The organism is Mycolicibacterium celeriflavum (genome assembly GCF_010731795.1).
GTDB lineage: Bacteria > Actinomycetota > Actinomycetes > Mycobacteriales > Mycobacteriaceae > Mycobacterium > Mycobacterium celeriflavum.
On sequence record NZ_AP022591.1, the window covers coordinates 2,072,399 to 2,092,291 of the forward strand.

Genomic DNA, 19,893 nt, shown 5'->3' on the forward strand with positions numbered 1-19,893 from the left:
ACCGCGACCAACTACACCGAAATCGCTCAAACGTCGGTCGAGAAGCGGACGCCGCCGTCGGGAATCGTGACCCCCGGCCACACCCGGGCGCCGCGCAGCAGTTCGCAGCGTGCGCCGATGTCGGCGCCGTCGCCGATCGCGCCGTCACGGATCAGGGCGCGCGGGCCGATGCGGGCGCCGAAGCCGACGATCGAGCGTTCGATCACCGCACCCGCTCCCACCCGCGCGCCGTCGAAGATGACCGCACCGTCCAGCCTTGCGCCACCGGCGATTTCGGCGCCCCGGCCGACCACGGTGCCGCCGATCAACAGCGCCCCGGGTGCGACGCTGGCGCCGTCGTGCACCAGTTTCTCGCCGCGGTGTCCGCCCAGCGCCGGCGACGGCGCGATGCCGCGGACCAGGTCGGCCGATCCCCGTACGAAGTCCTCCGGGGTGCCCATGTCGCGCCAGTACGTGGCGTCGACATAACCGCACACCCGAAGACCGTCGGACAGCAGTCCCGGGAACACCTCGCGTTCCACCGACAGCGCGCGGCCCTTCGGGATGCGCTCGATGACCTCGCGCTTGAACACGTAGCAGCCCGCGTTGATCTGGTCGGTCGGCGGGTCCTGCGTCTTCTCCAGGAACGCGGTGACCATGCCGTCGGAATCGGTCGGCACGCAACCGAACGCGCGTGGGTCACCGACGCGCACCAGGTGCAGTGTCAGGTCGGCGCCGGTGGTGTCGTGGTAGTCGAGAAGAGCCCGCAGGTCGGTTCCGGAGAGCACGTCGCCGTTGAAGACCAGCGCGGTGTCGTGGCGCAGCGACGGAGCCACGTTCGCGATGCCGCCACCGGTGCCCAGCGGTTCGTTCTCGACGACGTATTCGATCTGCAGACCGAACTTGGAGCCGTCGCCGAACGCCGCCTCGAACACCCCGGCCTTGTACGACGTGCCCAGCACCACGTGTTCGATGCCCGCGTCGGCGATGCGCGACAACAGGTGCGTCAAGAACGGCAATCCCGCCGTCGGCAGCATCGGCTTGGGCGCCGATAGGGTCAGCGGCCGCAAGCGGGTGCCCAGGCCGCCGACCAGAATGACGGCGTCCACTTGTGCGGGGTTCACGCTAGCGCCGTCCTTTCGCCCGTCTGCGACGTGAATTGCGGACCACCAGACCCGCGCGCGCGGCGAGCGAGCTTCGGATCGTCCACCGCAGCGGACCCTGCCACCACCTGGGATACCGATCCGCCAGGAAAGTGTAGGTGCTGGTGTGATGGGCGGCCAAGTTGCGCGCGGGGTCCCTGCCGGTCGCATGACCCTTGTCGTGCAACACCTCGGCGGTCGGCACGTACACGTTCTGCCAGCCCGCGCGCAGCAGCCGATCACCCAGGTCGACGTCCTCCATGTACATGAAGTAGCGCTCGTCGAACCCGCAGAGCTCCTCGAAAGCCGACCGTCGTAGCAACAGACAGGAGCCCGACAGCCAGCCGACCGGACGTTCGCTGGGCTCCTGCCGTTCCTGCCGGTACTCCGCGGTCCACGGGTTGGACTTCCAGACCGGCCCGACCACCGCGTGCATGCCCCCGCGAACCAGGCTCGGCTGGTGTCGGGCCGACGGATACACCGAACCGTCGGGGTCACGGATCAACGGGCCCAGCGACCCGGCGCGCGGCCATCGGGCAGCGGCCTCCAGCAGGATGTCGATGCTGCGTGGGCCCCACTGCACGTCCGGGTTCGCCACCACGAAGAAGTCGGAGTAATCCGAGTCCTTCAGGTATTCGTCGACGGCGCGGTTCACCGCGCTGCCATAACCGAGATTGCCTCCGGTTCGCAGTAATCGCGCATTGGGATAGCGCTCGAGCGCTTCCTCCGGCGCCCCGTCGGTCGACCCGTTGTCGGCCATGATCACGGTCACCGGCCGGTCGGTCGCATGCGACAGCGAGGCGAGGAACCGGTCGAGATGCGGCCCCGGTGAATACGTCACCGTGATGACCACCAATTCGTCACTCACGTGACACCACCAGTTCCGCGCTCACGGCGTAGAGGTTAACGGGCGGTCGGGTCGATCTGCCGCGAGCGCACCCCACGACCCTGTCTGCGTGCCTGAGCTGCCGAAACCCGCCCGACCATGCCGCCGGCGCCGGGGATAACGATTCGGGCCGACTTGCAGAAAGACACAGTCACGAGTCTGGCACGCCGACCCGCGCTACCCGGTCTACGGCCGGGTCGCAAGTAGCCTGAGCTGATGCCCGGTCGAATGCTGCGTGTGATCGCCGTGTCCGCGGCCTTGGCCGTCGTGGTGGGGACGGGCGTCGCGTGGGGCAAGATCCGCTCGTTCGAATCCGGCATCAACCACATCTCGCCGATCGCGCTCGGCGAGGGCGGCGAGGACGGCGCGATCGACATACTCCTCGTCGGCATGGACAGCCGGACCGACGCCCACGGCAACCCCCTGTCCGAGGAGGAGCTGGCGACTCTGCGGGCCGGCGACGACGAGGCGACCAACACCGACACGATCATCCTGATCCGCATCCCCAACAACGGGAAGTCCGCCACCGCGATCTCGATTCCCCGTGACTCCTACGTCGAGGCGCCGGGGATCGGCAAGATGAAGATCAACGGCGTGTACGGCTCCGAGCACTTGGAGAAGATGACCGAGCTCGTCGAGCAGGACGGGATGGATCCGGCGGAGGCCCAGCCGGAGGCGACGGAGGCCGGTCGCGAAGCCCTGATCAAAACGGTCGCCAACCTCACCGGCGTCACCGTCGACCACTATGCCGAGATCGGGCTGCTCGGGTTCGCGTTGATCACCGATGCCTTGGGCGGTGTCACCGTGTGTTTGAAGGAAGCTGTCTACGAACCCCTTTCGGGTGCAGACTTTCCGGCGGGCTGGCAGAAGCTCAACGGCCCGCAAGCGTTGAGCTTCGTTCGGCAGCGGCACGACCTGCCGCGCGGCGACCTCGACCGGGTGACACGTCAGCAGGCGGTGATGGCGTCGTTGGCGCACGACGTGATCTCCAGCAAGACGCTGTCGAGCCCGGCCACGCTGAACCGGTTGCAGCAGGCCGTCCAACGCTCCGTGGTGCTCTCCGACGGTTGGGACGTCATGGAATTCGCCGACCAGCTGCAGCAGCTCGCGGCGGGCAACGTCGCGTTCGCGACCATCCCGGTACTGCAGGAGAACGGCTGGAGCGACGACGGAATGCAGAGCGTGGTGCGCGTCGACCCGTCCGAGGTGAAGAGCTGGGTCGACGGATTGCTGCACGACCAGGACGAAGGCAAGACCGAGGAACTCGCCTACTCGCCCGACAAGACCACCGTCGAGGTGCTCAACGCCACCGAGGTCAACGGTCTGGCCGCAGCGGTGTCACACGTGTTGACCAACAAGGGGTTCACCCCCGGCGCCACCGGCAACCACGAACCGGTGACCGGCAGCCAGGTACGTGCGGCCAAGACAGACGACCTTGGCGCGCAAGCAGTCTCGAAGGACCTCGGCGGACTGCCGGTCGTCGAGGATCCCTCGGTGGCTCCCGGCTCCGTGCGCGTGGTGCTGGCCGATGACTACACGGGTCCAGGGTCCGGTTTGGACGGCACCGATCCGATGTTGACCACCGCCGATTCCGTCGCGGTCGGTTCGACCGGTTCGACGGAGACCTCACCCCCGCCTTCGCCGATCCTGACGGCCGGCTCGGATGATCCGAAGTGCGTCAATTAGCGTGACGACGGTCAGCGGGGCGATCCTCGATCCGCTCATGGCGTCCGACCCCGCCGGGCCGCGCATCACCTACTACGACGACGCCACCGGTGAACGCATCGAGTTGTCGACCGCGACGCTCGCGAACTGGGCGGCCAAGACCGCCAACCTGTTACGCGACGAGTTGGGCGCGGACCCGTCGACCCGCGTGGCGGTGCTGCTGCCCGCACACTGGCAAACCGCCGCGGTGCTGTTCGGCATCTGGTGGATCGGCGCGGAGGTGGTACTCGGCGGCGGACCAGAGACGCAGGCGGACATCGCGTTGTGCACCGCGGACCGGTTGGGCGAAGCCGACGCCGCAGTCGGAATGGGTGAGGTTGCGGTGCTGTCGCTGGATCCGTTCGGCAAGCCGGCGGTCGACCTGCCCGTCGGCGTGACCGACTACGCCACCGCCGTGCGGGTGCACGGCGACCAGATCTCACCAGAACCTCTTCCCGGCCCCGCGCTGGACGGCCGCACGGTAGACGAGTTACTCACGGCAACTCGCGAATCTGCTGCGGCGCAAGGCTTTACCGCGTCGGACCGAGTACTGTCGAGCGCCGGCTGGGAGACCGCCGACAAACTCGTCGACCACCTTCTCGCGGTTTTCGCCACGGGCGCGTCACTGGTGCAGGTGTCCAACCCGGATGCCTCCGTGCTGGACCGCCGCAGGCAGATGGAGAAGGTGACCAGGGGCTGATCGGTTACTTCAGCAAGGCGCGCGACATCACCACGCGCTGAATCTGATTGGTGCCCTCGTAAATCTGGGTGATCTTCGCATCGCGCATGAACCGCTCGACGGGGAAGTCGGTGGTGTAGCCGTAGCCGCCGAACAATTGCACCGCGTTGGTGGTGACCTCCATCGCGACGTCGGAGGCGAAGCACTTCGAGGCCGAGGAGATGAATCCGAGTGCCGGCTCCCCACGTTCGGCACGGGCGGCCGCGGTGTAGACCATCAGACGAGCGGCCTCGATCTTCATCGCCATGTCCGCGATCATGAACTGCACCGCCTGGAAGTCGCCGACGGGCTTGCCGAACTGCTTGCGCTCCTTGACATATGCGATCGATGCGTCGAGTGCGCCCTGCGCGATGCCCACGGCCTGCGCGCCGATGGTGGGCCGGGTGTGGTCCAGCGTCGCCAGCGCGGTCTTGAAGCCCGTGCCCTCGTCGCCGATGATGCGGTCGGCGGGGATGCGGCAGTCTTCGAAGTACAACTCGGTGGTGGGCGAACCCTTGATGCCCATCTTCTTCTCCTTGGCGCCGATGGAGAAGCCGGGGTCGTCCTTGTGCACGACGAACGCCGAGATGCCGTTGGCGCCCTTGTCGGGGTCGGTCACCGCCATCACCGTGTACCACGTCGAGTGGCCGCCGTTGGAGATCCAGCACTTCGCCCCGTTGAGCACCCACTCGTCGCCCTCGCGACGCGCCCTGGTCCGCATAGCCGCGGCGTCGCTGCCGGCTTCCCGCTCCGAGAGCGCGTACGACGCGACCGCCTCACCGGCCGCGATCGAGGGCAGCACCTGCTTCTTGAGTTTCTCACTGCCGCGCAGCAGCAGGCCCATGGTGCCCAGCTTGTTGCAGATCGGGATCAGCGACGACGACGCGCACACCCGCGCGACCTCTTCGATCACGATGCATGCCGCGACCGAATCGCCGCCCTGACCGCCGTACTCCTCGGGGATGTGAATGGCGGCCATTCCGGACGCGGTCAGCGCCGCCAGCGCTTCGTCGGTGTAGCGAGCCTTCTCGTCCACGTCGGCAGCGTGCGGCGCGATCTCCTTTTCGCAGAGGTCGCGCAGCACCGCGCGCAGCTCGTTGTGCTCGTCGGAAAGCTGGAAGGCGTCGAATGACGGATTTGAAATGGCCATGGGAACTCCTTGCTACTCGCCGGTAACTTTACCCTCGAGGTTCCGACGGCACCGGCAGCTTACTGCCCGAGCAGGCGGTCCCGCAGCGCCGCATCCTTCCGTATGACCGTGTCATGCAGGTCGGACTGGAACTGCACGACGCGCTCCCTCAGCACGGCGTCGGAGGCCCCCAGGATCCGTACCGCCAGCAACCCCGCGTTGCGGGCCCCGCCGATCGACACCGTGGCCACCGGCACGCCGGCGGGCATCTGCACGATCGACAACAGCGAGTCCAGTCCGTCCAGCTTGGCCAGCGGCACCGGCACCCCGATGACCGGAAGCGGCGTTGCCGACGCCACCATGCCGGGCAGGTGAGCCGCGCCGCCCGCGCCGGCGATGATCACCTCGATACCGCGGTCCGCCGCGCTCTGCGCGTACTCGAGCATGCGGACCGGGGTGCGGTGCGCGGAGACGACACCGACCTCGAACGGCACGCCGAATTCGGCCAACGCATGCGCCGCGTCCTCCATCACCGACCAGTCGCTGTCGCTGCCCATGATCAGGCCGACCCGCGGCGCAGGAGCACTACTCATGTGGGTCCCATCCGTCCGTCCATTCCGCGTGCGACAACCAGTGTGCCGCCCTGCCGGCGCGTTCTCGCACATCGGCGACGTAGGCGTCGTCATCGGCAGAGCCGGTGGCGGCGCCGACGACGTTCACGTGCCCGATCTTTCGGCCGGGCCGCTCTTGTTTCCCGTACAGATGGACTTTCGCCTCGGGCAGCCTCGCAAACAGGTGATGCAGTCGTTCGTCCATCTTCATCGACGGCGAGTGTTGTGCGCCAATAACATTGGCCATCACCGTGACCGGGGCGATCGGCGCGGTGTCGCCGAGCGGATAGTCCAGCACTGCGCGCAGGTGTTGTTCGAATTGACTCGTCCGGGCGCCGTCCATGGTCCAGTGCCCGGAATTGTGCGGACGCATCGCCAGCTCGTTGACGAGCAGCGCGCCGTCCACCGTCTCGAACAGTTCGACGGCGAGCACGCCGACCACGCCGAGCTCCTCCGCCAGCCGCAGCCCCAGTCGGCCTGCCGCGGAACGCAACTCATCGTCGAGCCGCGGCGCCGGCGCAACGACCTCCACGCAGATGCCGTCGCGCTGCACGGTCTCGACGACCGGCCACGCCGCGCCCTGCCCGAAGGGCGAGCGCGCCACCAGGACGGCCAGCTCGCGCCGCATCGCCACCCTCTCCTCGATCAGCACGTCGGCGCCGCTCGACAGGTACCGACGGGCCGCGTCGCGCGCGTCGGCAGCGTCGCGGGCCAGCGTCACCCCGCGGCCGTCGTATCCGCCGCGCGCGGTCTTGACCACGACGGGGCCGCCGACCTGCGTGGCGAACGCGTCGACGTCGGCAAGCTGACCGACCGCGGCGAACCGCGGCACCGGTGCCCCGAGTGCCTCGAGCCGACGACGCATCACCAGTTTGTCCTGGGCGTGGATCAGGGCCGACGGCGGCGGGGCCACGTTGACGCCGTCAGCGACGAGTTTTTCCAGCAGCTCGGGAGGGACGTGCTCATGGTCGAATGTCAGCGCAGCGGCGCCCGCGGCCGCGCGGCGCAACGCGTCGAGATCGGTATGCGTGCCCAGCACCACATCCGGGCTGACCTGCGCGGCCGGGTCGGCGGCGTCGACGGCGAGCACCCGCAGCGTCTGACCGAGCGCGATGGCCGCCTGATGGGTCATTCTGGCCAGCTGTCCACCGCCGACCATGGCCACCACCGGAGGTCCGTTCGGGTTCTGCGACACGCCCTAATGGTGTCATGACCGCCTGGGTGGGCTGGTTGCCATGTACCCGCTACGACCTGCACGGGTACGCGCAAGGTGCAGTATTTCCGTACACTGCGCTGTTGTGTCCTTCACCGATGCGACGATCGCACGGCTGCCGAGTCCGATCCGGCCCTACTTCGAGCGGCATCACGAACTGATCAAGTTCGCGATCGTCGGCGCGACGACGTTCATCATCGACACGTCGGTCTTCTACACGCTCAAGCTCACGGTGCTGGAGCCCAAGCCCGTGACGGCGAAGATCATCGCGGGCATCGTCGCGGTGATCGCGTCCTACATCCTCAATCGCGAGTGGAGCTTCCGCGACCGCGGCGGCCGGGAGCGCCACCACGAGGCGCTGCTGTTCTTCGGGTTCAGCGGGGTCGGCGTGCTGTTGAGCATGGCGCCGCTGTGGTTCTCCAGCTACGTGCTGATGCTGCGGGTGCCCGAAGTCAGCCTGACCGTGGAGAACATCGCCGACTTCATCTCGGCCTACATCATCGGCAACCTGCTGCAGATGGCGTTCCGGTTCTGGGCGTTCCGCCGCTGGGTGTTCCCCGACGAGTTCGGCCGCAACCCGGACAAGGCGGTCGAGTCGCTCACCGCGGGCGGGTTCGCCGAGGCCATGGAGGACGTCCACGAACACGAGGAGGCCGCCGCCGAGCACGCGATCGGCAACGTCACCCCGTTGAAGCCGAGGCGGCGCGCCAGGCGGCTGGCTCAGCTCGGCGATTCGTCCGAGCCCAGGGTGTCGAAGACCTCGTGATACAGCAGCGAGTGGACTCGTTCCACCCGCGGAATGTCGTCGAATGCGAGCGGATCCTGCGCCGCTGACTCGATGATCAGCGTGCCCGTGCGCAGCATGCGGTCGAGCAGGCCGTGCCGGAACTCGACGCTGTTGATCCGCGCCAGCGGGATGTCGATCCCCGACCGGGTCAACACCCCGCTACGGAACATCACGCGACGGTCGGTGATCACGAAGTGGGTCGTCAACCAGTTGAGGAACGGCCACAGCGTCAACCATCCGATGATCACCAGCCAGATCACGGCGATCACGATCATTACGACGTTGCGTGCGGTCTGATCCCACTCGAGGGTGTTGAGGTAGCCGGCGAGCACCGCCGCCGCCGCGGTCGCCAACAGCAGCACCGCCACCGGGCCGATCAGCCGCTTCCAATGCGGGTGCCGGTGCAGCACCACCTGCTCATCGGCGGCGAGCACATTGTCGGGGTAACCCATGACGATGACCTTAAGGCGATTTCGGGGTCGATGGTCGCGGTGCGCGCGACCGGCTACACCGAAATCGCTGATATGGGGGGCGGTTTGTCAAGTGGGCAGGGTGAGGCGGCGGCCGCAACCGTCGTCGCGGCCGCCGCTTCGTTGACCAGGTGAGCAGCCGTTGGTGTCGAGCGTGTCTTATCGACGCGTGTCAGTCTGATATGCGCGGGTTGGTTACCGCAGGACGGGTCTTCGAGTCGGAGTGGATCGCAGGTCTACTGATCGAGCGTGATCAACTTGCAGGGCAACATGATTGCTCATAGCGATTTTCGCGGGTCACTCCAAGACGCTTGCCGACACCTCGATACGCCCACCTGGACGATCGGTGGCCTCAGTCCTCCATGACGGCCAATGACCAGCACCAGCCGGCCAGCTCGCGAGCGATGGCGGCGTTGGCCACCACGGGGCGTTTGCGGCGTTCGTTGAATCGCACCCAGCGGGCGTGCAGTCGTCGGTTGGCGTGCTGGCCGCGGGCCCGTGCCGCCGCCGAGGCGGCATCCCAGCGTCGTCGCATCACCTCGCCGGGCCGATACGCTGGCCGGTGATGCCAGGTCGCCTCGATCAGCAACCGGCGTGCGTGGGTGTTGCCGGTACGGGTCAGCCCGCCCTGGGTCCGATTGTCTCCCGTGGAGTACTCGCAGGGCACCAGCCCGAGATAGGCGCCGATCGAGCGGCCGGTCAGCCGATGCCAGTCACCGATTTCGGTGGCCAACCCGAACGCCGTCAACGTGGAAACACCGCGCAGACACCCCAGCCGCGTCACCACCGGGGTGAACGTGGAATCGGCGGCCATCGCGGTGATGGCTGCATCGAGGCGGTCACGGCGAGCGGTGGTGGTCAGCATCGTGTCGAAGGCGGTGTCGTAGGCGATCGCCAGCGCGGGGTCGTCGAACCGCTGGCTTTGCAGCCATCGCTCGTGATTGCGCGACCAGGCCGTCCCGCCGTAGTAGACGATGCCCCGGCGCAGCAGCAGCTTCGAGAGCCGGTTGCGTGCGGCCATCAGATCTTTGCGGCAGGCCTCACGCGCGCGGAACAGATCGCGTGCGGATTCCTGCTCAACACTAGGGATCTCGACTTCCACAATTTCGCCCAAATGTAACAACCGGGCCAGATGGCGAGCATCGCGTTTATCGGTCTTGACTCGATCACCGACCGGACGCTGCAGCTTCGACGACGCGGCGACCGAACACCTGATCCCGGCGGCGTTGATGCTGCGCGCCAACACAAACCCCGTCGGTCGGACTCGTAGGTCGCGGCCACCGGACCCGGAAGGTCGTTCAGCCACGCCACGATCTCGCCGTGATCCGGGGTCAATCGCCGCTCGAAGAGCTCTCCGGTGTCACCATCAAGACCGCACGCAACCACCGAACGTGCGTGCACATCCAAACCAACACTCGTACGCTGAACCTTCACTGGGGCCTCCCACATCTGTGGCTCTACCGGCCAGGACCACTTCCTGACGGCAACCCACGTTCACATGTGAGCGAGGCCCCAGCCCCCCATACCGTCTACTACCCGGCCGGGCGCAAGTGGACGATGTCGCCCGCCGACACCGTCGTCGGCCCGTCATCGGTGTCGATCACGAGCCTGCCCTGGCCGTCGACGTCACGCGCGAGCCCGACGAGTTCACGGTCACCGGGAAGCAGCGCGCGCACGGTCATCCCGAGTGTCAGGCTGCGCGCGCGGTAGGCGGCGATCAGGCCGGCGTCGACACCGCCGGCCCGCCGCCACGAGTCGACCCGGTGACCGAGTTCGTGCAGTATCCGGCCGACCAGGCGCTGCCGGCCGGGATGCGCAACGCCGAGGTCGACCAGCGACGTGACCCCGTCGACACCCACCTCGTCGCCCCGCAGCGAGACGTTGAGCCCGACACCGATCACCACGGCCTGGTCCGCCGCGGCGACCTCGGCCAGGATGCCTGCCAGCTTGCCGCCGTCGGCGAGGACGTCGTTGGGCCACTTCAAGCCAGCTTCCACGCCGGCGTCGGCGACCGCGTCGACGACCGCCACACCGGTCGCCAGCGGCAGCAACCCCCATGCATCGCTGGGCACCGCGGCCACGTCGACACCGACCGACATGGTGATCTGCGCGAACGGGACCGCCGACCAGCTTCGACCGCGCCGACCGCGGCCCGCGGTCTGGTTCTCGGCGATCAAGACGGTTCCGGCGATGCTGTCGCCGCGTCCTGCGCGCGCGATCAGGTCGGCATTCGTCGATCCGGTCTCGGCCACCACGTCGACACGCCGCCATTCCGGCGAGCTGCTCACGACGTCGTTGCGCAACGCCGCAACGTCGAGCGGAACCCGATCGACGGTCATCGGAATCGGACTCCCATCTGAAGACTTGTTCGGCCCTCACTACTACCACCGGCGGCTCTCCACACGGTGCGCGAGGCAGCTTAAGGGGACCTTAAGGACGCGCCGTCGGTCGCGCGCTGGTCATTCGTTAGCATCGACCACCATGACCTCCGTTCAACAGCCGTCGGCCGAGCCGTCAGGCGAACACGAGATCGACATCCACACCACCGCGGGCAAGCTGGCCGATCTCCGCAGGCGGGCCGAGGAGACGCTGCACCCGGTCGGCGAGGAGGCGGTCGAGAAGACGCATGCCAAGGGCAAGCTCACCGCTCGCGAGCGCATTCTCGCTCTGCTGGACGAGGGATCGTTCGTGGAGCTCGACGCGCTGGCCCGCCACCGCAGCACGAACTTCGGCCTCGAGGCCAACCGGCCGCTCGGCGACGGCGTGGTGACCGGGTACGGCACCATCGACGGTCGCGAAGTGTGCATCTTCAGCCAGGACGCCACCGTCTTCGGCGGCAGCCTCGGCGAGGTGTACGGCGAGAAGATCGTCAAGGTGCAGGAACTCGCGATCAAGACCGGGCGGCCGCTGATCGGCATCAACGACGGTGCGGGCGCGCGCATCCAGGAGGGCGTCGTCTCGCTCGGCCTGTACAGCAACATCTTCCACAACAACATTCGGGCCTCGGGCGTGATCCCGCAGATCTCGCTCATCATGGGCGCCGCGGCCGGTGGACACGTCTACTCCCCCGCGCTCACCGACTTCGTCATCATGGTCGACCAGACCAGCCAGATGTTCATCACCGGGCCGGACGTCATCAAGACCGTCACCGGCGAAGAGGTGACGATGGAGGAACTCGGCGGCGCGCACACGCACATGGCCAAGTCGGGGCTGGCGCACTACGTGGCCTCCGGTGAGCAGGACGCGTTCGACTACGTCCGCGAGCTGTTGTCGTACCTGCCGTCCAACAACCGGGCCGACCCGCCGCGCTATCCCGCGTCGGCGCCCGAGGGCGCCATCGAGGAGAACCTCACCGACGAGGACCTCGAGCTGGACACGCTGATCCCGGATTCGCCGAACCAGCCCTACGACATGCATGAGGTCATCGTTCGCATGTTGGACGACGACGAGTTCCTCGAGGTGCAGGCCGGCTACGCACAGAACATCATCGTCGGGTTCGGCCGCATCGAGGGTCGCCCGGTGGGCATCGTGGCCAACCAGCCGACGCAGTTCGCCGGCTGCCTCGACATCAACGCCTCCGAGAAGGCGGCCCGGTTCGTACGGACCTGCGACTGCTTCAACGTCCCGATCGTGATGCTGGTCGACGTGCCCGGATTCCTGCCCGGCACCGATCAGGAGTACAACGGCATCATCCGGCGCGGCGCCAAGCTGCTCTACGCCTACGGCGAAGCCACGGTCGCCAAGATCACGGTGATCACCCGCAAGGCCTACGGTGGCGCCTACTGCGTGATGGGCTCCAAGGAGATGGGCGCCGACGTCAATGTGGCCTGGCCGACCGCGCAGATCGCAGTGATGGGCGCTTCGGGCGCCGTCGGTTTCGTCTACCGCGCGAAGCTCAAGGAGGCGGCCCGCAGCGGCGAGGATGTCGACGCGCTGCGGCTGCAACTCCAGCAGGAGTACGAGGACACCCTGGTCAACCCTTACATCGCGGCAGAACGCGGTTACGTCGACGCGGTCATTCCGCCGTCGCACACCCGCGGCTACGTCGCGACCGCGCTGCGCCTGCTGGAACGCAAGATCGCGCAGGTGCCGCCGAAGAAGCACGGGAACATTCCCCTGTGAGCGGGGCGAACGATTCAGCTCCTGTGAGCGGGGCGAACGATGAGGCCGCTGTGAGCGGGGCGAACGATGAGGCCGCTGTGAGCGGGGCGAACGAGGCACTCAACGATCACGAAGCGCACATCCAGGTGGTCCGGGGTGAGCCGACGGACGAAGAGATGGCCGCGCTGATGGCCGTGCTCGCCGCCGCCTCGAGCGTTCCCGCCGAGCCGCGCGAGCAGGAGGAGAACCTCTGGGGTCATCCGGTGGACCGGCTGCGCTACACGCCGTTCAGCTGGCAGCGGGTGACGCTCGTGGAACGGACACACATGCGCCGACGGTGACGCGGGTAGTCCTCGCGTCAGCGTCCCCCGGTCGCCGAAAGGTGTTGCGGCAGGCCGGGATCGACCCTCTCGTCATCGTGTCCGGTGTCGACGAGGATGCCGTCGTCGCCGGCCTGAACCCAGCTGCCGCCCCCGCCGAGGTGACGGTCGCGCTGGCGGCGGCGAAGGCCGACGCGGTGGTCGAGGGCCTCGAGCCCGCGATCGCCGCGGATTGCGTCGTGATCGGGTGTGACTCGATGCTCTACTTCGACGGGGAGCTGCTGGGCAAGCCACCGACGCCGGACGCGGCGCTGGCCGGCTGGCGGCGGATGGCGGGCAGCTCCGGACAGCTGTACACCGGTCATTGCGTGGTCCGGTTGCGCGACAACGTCGTCGAGCATCGCGTCGCCGAGCACGCGGCAACCACCGTCCGTTTCGGGGTGCCGTCGCCGCGCGATCTCTCCTCCTACGTCGCCAGCGGCGAGCCGACCGCGGTGGCCGGCGGGTTCACGCTCGACGGGTTGGGCGGCTGGTTCGTCGATGGCGTAGAGGGCGATCCGTCGTCGGTGATCGGGATCGGACTACCGCTCGTCCGCAGGCTGATCGAGCACGTCGGCCTGTCCCTTGCCGAGCTTTGGCAGGCGAATCGGCCTGAGTAGGCTTGTTGTGTGCCATTGCCTGCCGATCCAGATCCCGCCCTGCAGTCATATGCCCACCCCGAACGCCTGGTGACCGCCGACTGGTTGTCGGCGAACCTCGGCCGTCCCGGGCTGGCGATCGTCGAGTCGGACGAGGACGTGCTGCTCTACGACACCGGGCACATCCCCGGCGCAGTCAAGATCGACTGGCACACCGACCTCAACGATCCCAATGTGCGCGACTACATCACCGGCGAGCAGTTCGCCGAGTTGATGAACCGCAAGGGCATCTCGCGCGACGACACCGTGGTGATCTACGGCGACAAGAGCAACTGGTGGGCGGCCTACGCCCTGTGGGTGTTCACGCTGTTCGGCCATCCCGACGTCCGCCTGCTCAACGGCGGCCGCGACCTGTGGCTCTCCGACGGCCGCGAGACCACCCTCGATGTGCCGAACAAACGGTCCACCGGCTACCCCGTCGTCGAGCGCGACGACGCGCCGATCCGCGCGTTCAAGGACGACGTGCTCGACACGCTCGGTACCGCGCCGCTGATCGACGTCCGCTCCCCGCAGGAGTACACCGGCGAGCGCACCCACATGCCCGACTACCCCGAGGAGGGGGCCCTGCGGGGCGGCCACGTGCCCACCGCGCGGTCCATCCCGTGGGCCAAGGCCGCCGACGACAGCGGCCGGTTCCGCAGCCGTCCCGAACTCGAGGAGCTGTACGGCTTCCTGAGCCCCGACGACAAGACGATCGTGTACTGCCGCATCGGCGAACGCTCGAGCCACACCTGGTTCGTGCTGACCCACCTGCTCGGCCTGCCCGGCGTGCGCAATTACGACGGCTCGTGGACCGAATGGGGCAACGCGGTACGGGTTCCGGTGGCCGTCGGAGCTGAACCAGGGGATGCGCCGGGGCCCTCATGACCGCCATGCCGGCCGCGCTGGCCGAAGTGGTCTCGGACTTCCAAGAGGTCCAGGGCCAGGACAAGCTGCAACTGCTGCTGGAGTTCGCCAACGAGTTGCCGCCGCTGCCCGGCGACCTCGAAGAGGCCGCGATGGAGCCGGTGCCCGAATGCCAGTCCCCGCTGTTCTTGCACGTCGACACGAACGACCGCGAACACGTCCGGCTGTACTTCAGTGCGCCCCCCGAGGCGCCGACCACCCGCGGTTTCGCCGCGATTCTGGCGGCCGGGCTGGACGATCTCACGGCCGAGGAAATCCTCGGTGTGCCCGACGACTTCTACTCCGACCTGGGCCTCGCAGCGCTGATCAGCCCGCTGCGCCTGCGCGGTATGTCGGCGATGCTCGCGCGGATCAAGAACCGGCTGCGCTGACGGGTTTTTCGAGTTACCGACCGGTAAGGGACCGGCTCGCCGGCACCTCAGTTACGCCCCTTAAACTTTCCCGGGATACATTCCTAAAGACGTTTCTTAGAGAACATGCCGTCAGGAGGCGCAGTGGCAAGTCACGCCAGCTCGAAGATCTCCAAGGTGCTGGTCGCCAACCGCGGGGAGATCGCGGTCCGGGTGATCAGGGCCGCCAAGGACGCGGGACTGCAGAGCGTGGCCGTGTACGCCGAACCCGACGCCGACGCCCCTCACGTACGGCTCGCCGATGAGGCTTTCGCCCTCGGCGGCCAGACGTCTGCGGAGTCCTACCTCGTCTTCGAGAAGCTGCTCGACGCCGCCGCGAAGTCCGGTGCCAACGCGGTACATCCGGGTTACGGGTTCCTCTCCGAGAACGCCGACTTCGCCCAGGCGGTCATCGACGCCGGGCTGATCTGGATCGGGCCCAGCCCGCAGTCCATCCGCGACCTCGGCGACAAGGTCACCGCGCGCCACATCGCCGCGCGCGCCCAGGCTCCGCTGGTACCCGGCACACCGGATCCGGTCAAGAACGCCGACGAGGTCGTCGCGTTCGCCAAGGAGTACGGCGTGCCGATCGCGATCAAGGCCGCGTTCGGCGGCGGCGGCCGCGGCATGAAGGTGGCCCGCACCATCGAGGAGATCCCCGAACTGTACGACTCGGCGGTCCGCGAGGCGGTCGCGGCGTTCGGCCGCGGTGAGTGCTTCGTCGAGCGCTATCTGGACAAGCCCCGACACGTCGAGGCGCAGGTCATCGCCGACCAGCACGGCAACGTGGTCGTCGCGGGCACCCGGGACTGCTCACTGCAGCGCCGTTTCCAGAAGCTGGTCGAAGAAGCGCCGGCACCATTTCTCACCGACGCGCAGCGCAAGGAGATCCACGAGTCGGCCAAGCGGATCTGTAAGGAGTCCGGGTACTACGGCGCCGGCACCGTCGAGTACCTCGTCGGCCAAGACGGTCTCATCTCGTTCCTCGAGGTCAACACCCGCCTGCAGGTCGAGCACCCGGTGACCGAGGAGACCTCGGGCATCGACCTGGTGCGCCAGCAGTTCCGCATCGCCAACGGCGACCCGCTCGACATCACCGAGGACCCGACACCGCGCGGACACTCCATCGAGTTCCGCATCAACGGCGAGGACGCCGGGCGCGGCTTCCTGCCCGCTCCGGGTCCGGTGAGCAAGTTCGAGGCCCCACAGGGCCCCGGTATACGCCTGGACTCCGGCGTGGAGACCGGTTCGGTGATCGGCGGTCAGTTCGACTCGATGCTGGCCAAGCTGATCGTCACCGGCGCCAACCGGCAAGAGGCTCTGGAGCGTTCGCGTCGCGCGCTCGACGAGTTCACCGTCGAGGGCCTGGCCACGGTCATCCCGTTCCACCGCGCCGTGGTGTCCGACCCCGCCTTCATCGGCGACGACAACGGCTTCACGGTGCACACCCGCTGGATCGAGACCGAGTGGGACAACACCATCGAACCGTTCACCGGCGGTGACCCGATCGAGGAAGAGGACACCGTGCCGCGGCAGACCGTGGTGGTCGAGGTCGGCGGACGTCGCCTCGAGGTGTCGCTGCCCGGTGACCTGGCGCTCGGTGGCGGTGGCGCTGCGGGCGGGAATGCCGGCGGTAACGTCGTGCGCAAGAAGCCCAAGGCGCGCAAGCGTGGCGGCGGCGGCGGGCAAGCCGCGTCCGGAGACGCGGTGACCGCGCCGATGCAGGGCACGGTGGTCAAGGTCGCCGTCGAGGAGGGCCAGCAGGTCGCCGCAGGAGACCTCGTCGTGGTGCTCGAGGCGATGAAGATGGAAAACCCCGTCACCGCGCACAAGGACGGAACCGTCACCGGCCTGGCGGTCGAGCCCGGCGCCGCCATCACCCAGGGCACTGTGCTGGCCGAGATCAAGTAAGGACAATCCCGGCGAGCAGACGAGAAGTGTCCTGAAACCGCCCGGCAATTTTGGGTCACTTCGCCTCTGCTCGCGCTAGATGGGTGACATGGAGCCGGTGGAGATCAATGCGGGCGCGTGGTACCTGCGCGCGCTGCGCTGCGACGACCGCATCGACGACCGACCCGCACTGGCGGAGCTGGGCAACACCGACGCCGGTTACGTTCAGATTCGCGCGGCGCAGTGGGAGTCCGACACCATGTATTCGTGGGCGGTGTGCGAGCCGACGACGGGTGAACTGGTCGCCGAGGTGACGCTCTGCCCGGGCACCGGGAACATCACCCCGCATGCCCGGCGCGGCCACGCCGAGGCCGCGCAGGCCGCAGGCGACGCCGTCCGGCGGTTCGCGGACTCGTTGGAGTAGCTACTTCACGTCGATGTCGCGGCCGGTCGCGAGGTCGGCGCAATCGACCGACACGACGTCGTCGCGATCGGCCAGGAACGCCCGCGCGCCCTCGTCGCCATGGATCTGCTGCAGCAACGCGGGCCAGTGCCTGCGCGCGATGACCACCGGATGGCCGGGCACGTGCCCGTAGCGGGCCCGTGCGAGCCCGGACGCCGACCGGATCGCCTCGGTCAGCACGCGGCGCACCACATCGGCACCGATGTCGGGGGTGTCGACGGTGTGCAGCACCGCGTACTCGGCATCCACCGCCGACAGGCCGGCCCGCAGGGATGCCGACAACCCGTCCGCCCAAGCCTCGGCGACGACCGCACGCGCAGGCGGCGGAACCTCCACGATCGCCGCGCCCAACACCACCACCACGTCGGCGCACCCGCCATGGTGCAGCGCATCGACGCCGGACTTGAGCCACTCACCTTGTCCGGCAAGGACTTTGGGCATTCCATACCGGGTGCCCGCGCCCGCGGCCAGCAGCACACCGGCGACCGTCGTCGTCACGGACACAAGTGTGCGATCCTGCCCGAGCGTGCGCAAAGTGCGGTGGTTTTGCGGCGTGTCGTGCGGCAGACCCGCACGGTCGCGGTAGGTGGGGACGGGGGTTGACCTGAGGCTATGCCGGTGATGTTGATTCCGATTGTGGATGATCGAGATGCGGCGTAGGGTTCAGCACAGGTTGAGTTCACAGCCAAGCTGGAAACGTCATCCACGGGCAGGGCAGCACTCCTGCCGCTGCCGCGAGGGCTTTGAAGACGCAGGGCCTCAAATTTTGACGTGAACCACAGTACGAATGACGCATTCACTGATGGAGTCACAAATGTCTGTATCTCACACCCCACCCGTTCATTCGGCGCCACTCGTCGAGTCCCACGATTGCCACACCGCGCATTTCGCCACCCGCCGACTGCAATCGGACACCGCGATCGTCACCGTCCAGGGCCAGATCGACGCGGCGAACGCTGCGGACATGATCGACTATGCGCTGCGCCATGCCGCCGAGCTCGATTGTCTCGTGATCGACCTTTCCGGCGTCGACTTCTTCGGCACCGCAGGGTTTTCCGCGCTGCACACTCTCAACGTCCGTACTGCCGGCGAGAACATCGGCTGGGTGATGCTGCCGAGTCCGGCGGTGAGCCGACTGTTGCGCATCTGCGATCCGGATGCCGCGTTATCTGTCAGTGACAGCGTCGAGGCGGCGCTCTCGGCGCTGCAGGGCGGGCGGCCGCTACTGCAGCTGGTCCCTCAGCCGCGTTAGGGATTTCGCCAGCAGCCGCGACACGTGCATCTGTGAGATGCCGACCCGTTCGGCGATCTGCGTCTGGGTGAGCGACTCGAAGAACCGCAGCAGCAACACCGTGCGTTCGCGCTCCGGCAGCGCAGCGAGCAAGGGCCGCAACGCTTCCCGGTTCTCGATCTGGTCCAGGCCGAGGTCGACGTCGCCCAGCGTGTCGGCGATCGCAGGGGCATCCTCGGTTCCGCTGCCGCCACTGTCGATCGACAGCGTGTTGTAGGAGCTGCCTGCGACCAGGCCTTCAACGACCTCGTCACGATCCATGCCCAACTCGGCGGCCAGTTCCGACGCTGTCGGGGCGCGGCCGAGCCGCTGCGACAACTCCGCGGTCGCGGCGCCGAGCCGCAGGTGAAGTTCTTTGAGCCGCCTGGGCACCTTGACCGACCAGCTGTTGTCGCGGAAGTGCCGTCGGACTTCGCCCATGATCGTCGGCACCGCGAACGAGACGAAGTCCGAGCCCGCCTCGACGTCGAAGCGGATCACAGCGTTCACCAGCCCGACGCGGGCCACCTGGACGAGGTCTTCGCGCGGCTCGCCGCGCCCGTCGAAACGGCGGGCGATGTGGTCGGCCAGCGGCAGGCAGCGCTCGACGATGCGGTCCCGCTGGCGCTGGAACTTCGGCGAGTCCGCCGGCACATCCTTCAGCTCGCGGAACATGTCGGCGACATCCGCGTACTCAGAGTTCGAACGCGACGACGAACCCTGTGACGTCGACGGCGTCACTGCAGCGTCGCTCGTCTCGTCGTCATGGAGATCCCGAACACCTGAGCGTTCTCGGGCCCCTGCCCGTTCTGGAACGTGTTGACTTCGTCGGTCAGCGAGCTGAGCACGTGCCAGCTGAAGCTGCCCGGCGCCAAGATGTCGGAATTCTTGCATGTGGTCGACGCGTCGATGACGACGGCGTCCTCCCGCGGATCGATGACGAGCAGCAGTACGGAGTCGGGTACCGCGGACCGGATCAGCCTGGTACACGCCTCGTCGACCGCGAGCCGCAGGTCGGCCACGGCGTCGAAGTCGAGGTCCTCGAACGTTGCCACCGCGGCAACGAGGGTGCGCAGCACCGCAAGGTTCTCGAGTTCGGCAGCGACCCGGAGTTCCACCGACCGCCCGCCGCGCCCGTGCCCGTTTTTCTTGTTGGCCACGTCGGCCATCTGACCTCCCGGCAATGTCGAAGCGAGATTACCCCAGGTCGAGTCCCA

General features: G+C 67.7%; 21 protein-coding genes and 1 pseudogene. 11 read left to right on the forward strand and 11 right to left on the reverse strand.

The window, feature by feature from the left end:
- Positions 1 to 26: 26 nt before the first annotated feature.
- Positions 27 to 1,103 (reverse strand): mannose-1-phosphate guanylyltransferase ManB, encoded by a 1,077-nt coding sequence (gene manB / locus G6N18_RS10140; RefSeq protein WP_179962389.1) that lies wholly within the window; start codon positions 1,101 to 1,103, stop codon positions 27 to 29.
- A 1-nt stretch (position 1,104) separates the two neighbouring features.
- Positions 1,105 to 1,989, reverse strand: coding sequence for a glycosyltransferase family 2 protein (locus tag G6N18_RS10145; protein ID WP_083004853.1), 885 nt, complete (start codon positions 1,987 to 1,989; stop codon positions 1,105 to 1,107).
- Positions 1,990 to 2,223: 234 nt separating this feature from the next.
- On the opposite strand from G6N18_RS10145, the gene G6N18_RS10155 reads away from it, so the two are divergent.
- Both G6N18_RS10155 and G6N18_RS10160 read left to right on the forward strand, forming a co-directional pair.
- Positions 2,224 to 3,693 carry an LCP family protein gene (locus G6N18_RS10155; RefSeq protein ID WP_083004850.1) on the forward strand — a complete coding sequence of 490 codons (1,470 nt, stop codon included), beginning with the start codon at positions 2,224 to 2,226 and terminating at the stop codon, positions 3,691 to 3,693.
- A gap of 1 nt (position 3,694) precedes the next feature.
- Complete coding sequence (locus G6N18_RS10160; RefSeq protein WP_109749518.1) at positions 3,695 to 4,411, forward strand: TIGR03089 family protein; 717 nt, start codon at positions 3,695 to 3,697, stop codon at positions 4,409 to 4,411.
- Between the two features lie 4 nt (positions 4,412 to 4,415).
- On the opposite strand, the gene G6N18_RS10165 is transcribed toward G6N18_RS10160, so the two are convergent.
- Genes G6N18_RS10165 through G6N18_RS10175 form a run of 3 tightly spaced genes read right to left on the reverse strand, consistent with a single transcriptional unit; the run spans position 4,416 to position 7,364 of the window.
- The gene (locus G6N18_RS10165) at positions 4,416 to 5,579 is read right to left on the reverse strand and encodes an acyl-CoA dehydrogenase (RefSeq protein ID WP_083004842.1); all 1,164 of its coding nucleotides are present in this window, start codon (positions 5,577 to 5,579) and stop codon (positions 4,416 to 4,418) included.
- 59 nt (positions 5,580 to 5,638) lie between these two features.
- On the reverse strand, positions 5,639 to 6,151 hold the full coding sequence (gene purE / locus G6N18_RS10170; RefSeq protein ID WP_083004839.1) for a 5-(carboxyamino)imidazole ribonucleotide mutase: 513 nt from the start codon (positions 6,149 to 6,151) through the stop codon (positions 5,639 to 5,641).
- Positions 6,144 to 7,364, reverse strand: coding sequence for a 5-(carboxyamino)imidazole ribonucleotide synthase (locus G6N18_RS10175; RefSeq protein ID WP_264007166.1), 1,221 nt, complete (start codon positions 7,362 to 7,364; stop codon positions 6,144 to 6,146). Before G6N18_RS10175 ends, purE begins: the two co-directional genes overlap by 8 nt.
- A 103-nt stretch (positions 7,365 to 7,467) precedes the next feature.
- Here G6N18_RS10175 and G6N18_RS10180 point away from each other — a divergent pair, with 103 nt between their 5' ends.
- Positions 7,468 to 8,148 (forward strand): GtrA family protein, encoded by a 681-nt coding sequence (locus G6N18_RS10180; protein WP_083004836.1) that lies wholly within the window; start codon positions 7,468 to 7,470, stop codon positions 8,146 to 8,148.
- Here G6N18_RS10180 and G6N18_RS10185 read toward each other — a convergent pair.
- From G6N18_RS10185 to G6N18_RS10195, 3 genes and pseudogenes are all read right to left on the reverse strand, one after another.
- Positions 8,103 to 8,621: a PH domain-containing protein gene (locus tag G6N18_RS10185; RefSeq protein ID WP_083004833.1), complete on the reverse strand. Its 519-nt coding sequence runs from the start codon at positions 8,619 to 8,621 to the stop codon at positions 8,103 to 8,105. The two genes, G6N18_RS10180 and G6N18_RS10185, sit on opposite strands and share 46 nt — an antisense overlap.
- A gap of 370 nt (positions 8,622 to 8,991) precedes the next feature.
- Positions 8,992 to 10,073, reverse strand: a pseudogene (locus G6N18_RS10190) (IS110 family RNA-guided transposase).
- Between the two features lie 98 nt (positions 10,074 to 10,171).
- Complete coding sequence (locus tag G6N18_RS10195; RefSeq protein WP_083006390.1) at positions 10,172 to 10,978, reverse strand: biotin--[acetyl-CoA-carboxylase] ligase; 807 nt, start codon at positions 10,976 to 10,978, stop codon at positions 10,172 to 10,174.
- 142 nt (positions 10,979 to 11,120) lie between these two features.
- Between G6N18_RS10195 and G6N18_RS10200 the strand changes: the two genes are divergently transcribed.
- The 7 genes from G6N18_RS10200 to G6N18_RS10230 all read left to right on the forward strand — a co-directional run bounded on the left by G6N18_RS10200 (position 11,121) and on the right by G6N18_RS10230 (position 17,367).
- Positions 11,121 to 12,761, forward strand: a complete 1,641-nt coding sequence (locus G6N18_RS10200) for an acyl-CoA carboxylase subunit beta (RefSeq protein ID WP_067214672.1) — start codon at positions 11,121 to 11,123, stop codon at positions 12,759 to 12,761.
- Positions 12,762 to 12,838: 77 nt separating this feature from the next.
- Complete coding sequence (locus G6N18_RS10205; RefSeq protein WP_234806248.1) at positions 12,839 to 13,081, forward strand: acyl-CoA carboxylase subunit epsilon; 243 nt, start codon at positions 12,839 to 12,841, stop codon at positions 13,079 to 13,081.
- Positions 13,078 to 13,719: a Maf family protein gene (locus tag G6N18_RS10210; protein WP_083006395.1), complete on the forward strand. Its 642-nt coding sequence runs from the start codon at positions 13,078 to 13,080 to the stop codon at positions 13,717 to 13,719. The genes G6N18_RS10205 and G6N18_RS10210 overlap by 4 nt, the downstream gene beginning before the upstream one ends.
- A gap of 9 nt (positions 13,720 to 13,728) precedes the next feature.
- Positions 13,729 to 14,625 carry a sulfurtransferase gene (locus tag G6N18_RS10215; protein WP_083006397.1) on the forward strand — a complete coding sequence of 299 codons (897 nt, stop codon included), beginning with the start codon at positions 13,729 to 13,731 and terminating at the stop codon, positions 14,623 to 14,625.
- Positions 14,622 to 15,035 carry a SufE family protein gene (locus G6N18_RS10220; protein WP_083006399.1) on the forward strand — a complete coding sequence of 138 codons (414 nt, stop codon included), beginning with the start codon at positions 14,622 to 14,624 and terminating at the stop codon, positions 15,033 to 15,035. Before G6N18_RS10215 ends, G6N18_RS10220 begins: the two co-directional genes overlap by 4 nt.
- A 123-nt stretch (positions 15,036 to 15,158) precedes the next feature.
- Entirely contained in the window at positions 15,159 to 16,964 is a 1,806-nt protein-coding gene (locus G6N18_RS10225) for an acetyl-CoA carboxylase biotin carboxylase subunit (protein WP_067214658.1), read from the forward strand.
- Between the two features lie 88 nt (positions 16,965 to 17,052).
- Positions 17,053 to 17,367, forward strand: coding sequence for a hypothetical protein (locus tag G6N18_RS10230; RefSeq protein WP_083006450.1), 315 nt, complete (start codon positions 17,053 to 17,055; stop codon positions 17,365 to 17,367).
- Here G6N18_RS10230 and G6N18_RS10235 read toward each other — a convergent pair whose 3' ends face one another.
- On the reverse strand, positions 17,368 to 17,904 hold the full coding sequence (locus G6N18_RS10235; RefSeq protein ID WP_407663564.1) for a nucleotidyltransferase family protein: 537 nt from the start codon (positions 17,902 to 17,904) through the stop codon (positions 17,368 to 17,370).
- A gap of 316 nt (positions 17,905 to 18,220) precedes the next feature.
- Here G6N18_RS10235 and G6N18_RS10240 point away from each other — a divergent pair, with 316 nt between their 5' ends.
- Positions 18,221 to 18,658, forward strand: a complete 438-nt coding sequence (locus G6N18_RS10240; RefSeq protein WP_083006452.1) for an STAS domain-containing protein — start codon at positions 18,221 to 18,223, stop codon at positions 18,656 to 18,658.
- Here G6N18_RS10240 and G6N18_RS10245 read toward each other — a convergent pair.
- Together G6N18_RS10245 and G6N18_RS10250 are read right to left on the reverse strand one after the other, a co-directional pair.
- Positions 18,629 to 19,417, reverse strand: a complete 789-nt coding sequence (locus G6N18_RS10245; protein ID WP_067214651.1) for an RNA polymerase sigma factor SigF — start codon at positions 19,415 to 19,417, stop codon at positions 18,629 to 18,631. The genes G6N18_RS10240 and G6N18_RS10245 overlap by 30 nt on opposite strands.
- On the reverse strand, positions 19,414 to 19,845 hold the full coding sequence (locus tag G6N18_RS10250; RefSeq protein ID WP_067214649.1) for an ATP-binding protein: 432 nt from the start codon (positions 19,843 to 19,845) through the stop codon (positions 19,414 to 19,416). The genes G6N18_RS10245 and G6N18_RS10250 overlap by 4 nt, the downstream gene beginning before the upstream one ends.
- Positions 19,846 to 19,893: the final 48 nt, after the last annotated feature.

What these genes read in the sequence shown, in the direction of transcription:
- G6N18_RS10155 (WP_083004850.1), top strand. Translation starts at nt 2,224, where the DNA reads ATGCCCGGTCGAATGCTGCGTGTGATCGCCGTGTCCGCGGCCTTGGCC.
- G6N18_RS10165 (WP_083004842.1), bottom strand. Translation starts at nt 5,579, where the DNA reads ATGGCCATTTCAAATCCGTCATTCGACGCCTTCCAGCTTTCCGACGAG.
- purE (WP_083004839.1), bottom strand. Translation starts at nt 6,151, where the DNA reads ATGAGTAGTGCTCCTGCGCCGCGGGTCGGCCTGATCATGGGCAGCGAC.
- G6N18_RS10185 (WP_083004833.1), bottom strand. Translation starts at nt 8,621, where the DNA reads ATGGGTTACCCCGACAATGTGCTCGCCGCCGATGAGCAGGTGGTGCTG.
- G6N18_RS10195 (WP_083006390.1), bottom strand. Translation starts at nt 10,978, where the DNA reads ATGACCGTCGATCGGGTTCCGCTCGACGTTGCGGCGTTGCGCAACGAC.
- G6N18_RS10200 (WP_067214672.1), top strand. Translation starts at nt 11,121, where the DNA reads ATGACCTCCGTTCAACAGCCGTCGGCCGAGCCGTCAGGCGAACACGAG.
- G6N18_RS10220 (WP_083006399.1), top strand. Translation starts at nt 14,622, where the DNA reads ATGACCGCCATGCCGGCCGCGCTGGCCGAAGTGGTCTCGGACTTCCAA.
- G6N18_RS10230 (WP_083006450.1), top strand. Translation starts at nt 17,053, where the DNA reads ATGGAGCCGGTGGAGATCAATGCGGGCGCGTGGTACCTGCGCGCGCTG.
- G6N18_RS10240 (WP_083006452.1), top strand. Translation starts at nt 18,221, where the DNA reads ATGTCTGTATCTCACACCCCACCCGTTCATTCGGCGCCACTCGTCGAG.
- G6N18_RS10250 (WP_067214649.1), bottom strand. Translation starts at nt 19,845, where the DNA reads ATGGCCGACGTGGCCAACAAGAAAAACGGGCACGGGCGCGGCGGGCGG.